This window comes from Streptococcus cristatus, from assembly GCF_003943815.1.
GTDB classification, from domain to species: Bacteria; Bacillota; Bacilli; order Lactobacillales; family Streptococcaceae; genus Streptococcus; species Streptococcus cristatus_F.
Map to the genome: position 1 here is coordinate 1 of NZ_RJNA01000038.1, position 1559 is coordinate 1559.

Here is a 1559-nt window from a genome sequence, read left to right on the forward strand (position 1 = left end):
ATTGTACTCTGCTAGTTCTTTAGCTTCTTCTTTTGTTAATTCATGAATTACTTTGTCTGTTGATTCTATAACTTCAAAACGAACAATATCCTTTTCAATTTGAATATCCCAATTTGAAGTTACATTATCACCGATTTTTTCAATAACAGTAACTAGTGAATCTAAAAAGCGATATAAACGTGGAAGAGAATTTAGTGAAATACTTTTTACAAATTTAGGTTCTTTCAAATCATTATATCTGTGCCTAGAATCAAAGTAAGGATAAGAAGCTGCTTTTTCTCTCTTATTCCACTCTGTAATTTTATCTCTTAGATTAGCTACAGATTTATGTAATCTCTTATTTGGAGACTGGTTTATATTTGAAACTGTTTCAATAATAAGCTCTATTTTATCGTCCTCTATAAATGATAATGAACTTCTTATACTAGTTGTATCAAGTTTAACAGTATCTTCGTTTTTATCCTCCGTACTATCTTCTTTATGTTTAGCAGCTTTAATTCTACTGTTCTTTAAACTTTTTCTATCAATATGAACCTCATTTATGTCATTTTGTGGTAATGGAACGATAAGTTCACTTAAGTCTTGTCCAGTATTCTTACGATACCAATAACTACCCTTTGGAATTGGAATTTCAAATTCTTTACATTTCTTGAGTAAGTCAGAATAGCTTAAATCATATTTCAATGAAACTTGTTTTGCACTTATCTCCCAGATTTCTTCATAGAGTTCTTCTCTAGAAAAGGTCTTTATCATCTTCATTTGAAACACCTTTACCCTTATATTTTACATCACCGTTTTTATATTTACCAAGCGAAAACGCAAATTCAAAAACTTCTAATTCTTCACTTCTGCATTTTCGCTTAATATAAAAAGTAAATCTTGTTTTAAACCGTTAAATTCCTCTATAATTTTATCTAAACTGGCTTCAATATTTTCAACACGGATCTCTGATAGCTTACCGTGATTGTATGAAATCATTCTTTCGGCGATAATATGATATGACCAACTCTCAGTGAAACGTCTATCTCTTTCTTCGTTATGAATAGCAAAACCAATTGGAAGAAGATTGTTTCTAAGACCTATAGCAACTGCTTGTGAACTTATACCTAAATAATCACCAGCAATTTTTAATGTAATTTTATTTAATTTTCTAATATCTTCGTCGGTATATTTCGGCATGTTTGTACTCCTTTGTTATAATTCAAAATGAGATATCATCTATTAAAAAATCTTGATAGGATGCTATCTAGTTGCTTTCCCTAATAATCAAATTAATATGTAGCATACCATACTATGAAAGCTAATTCTCTAAAGCTATTCAATGAAAATTGATTCTTAATCAAAAACAATCTCTTCAAATTCATAGTTACGATGTTTTCTATGAATTCCAAAAATCTTTTTCGGTAAATTATCTCTAGTTAAATAAAGCTTTTTATCTTCTAACTCACCTTTATCAATCTTTTTAAGAGAATCTTCAAATTCATCTACTTTATAGAATAAAAGACCATCATAATGTTACACACCATCATCATTAAATTCAATAGTGTTATTATGAATAT

Annotated in this window: 1 protein-coding gene and 1 pseudogene; both read right to left on the reverse strand. The window is 28.6% G+C overall.

What is annotated here, in order from left to right:
* A pseudogene (locus tag D8872_RS10580) lies at positions 1–759 on the reverse strand (cellulose synthase); the annotation flags it as partial.
* Positions 760–834: 75 nt separating this feature from the next.
* Positions 835–1179 carry a hypothetical protein gene (locus tag D8872_RS10585; protein ID WP_045606823.1) on the reverse strand — a complete coding sequence of 115 codons (345 nt, stop codon included), beginning with the start codon at positions 1177–1179 and terminating at the stop codon, positions 835–837.
* Between the last annotated feature and the right edge of the window lie 380 nt (positions 1180–1559).